Origin of the sequence: Paraburkholderia sp. JHI869 (assembly GCF_038900775.1) — a bacterium.
In the GTDB taxonomy this organism is placed as follows: Bacteria; Pseudomonadota; Gammaproteobacteria; order Burkholderiales; family Burkholderiaceae; genus Paraburkholderia.
In genome coordinates this window covers 1-273 of record NZ_JAYMSC010000117.1, presented here as the reverse complement: position 1 = coordinate 273, position 273 = coordinate 1, and the positions used below count along the sequence as shown (strand labels likewise).

General features: G+C 52.7%; 1 rRNA gene. It reads left to right on the top strand.

The window, feature by feature from the left end:
• A 23S ribosomal RNA gene (locus tag VSR72_RS44125) occupies positions 1–112 on the top strand; the annotation flags it as partial.
• Positions 113–273 lie beyond the last annotated feature (161 nt).

Below are 273 nucleotides of genomic sequence, written 5' to 3'. Positions count from 1 at the left end.
GGACTAGATCCCCTTGAAGGGTCGTTCGAGACCAGGACGTTGATAGGTCAGGTGTGGAAGCGCAGTAATGCGTTAAGCTAACTGATACTAATTGCCCGTAAGGCTTGATCCTATAACAGGTGTGCCGCGCTCCAGAGAGATGGAGAGCAGGACGCACAGGTTGAGAGATCACGTGTTGTGCCTGAAACAACACAACCCCAATTCAGCAACACCTCTTTACGCTTCTTCCCGATTGGCTGTGGCGCACCACAAATGCGACGCAGCAACCCGTCA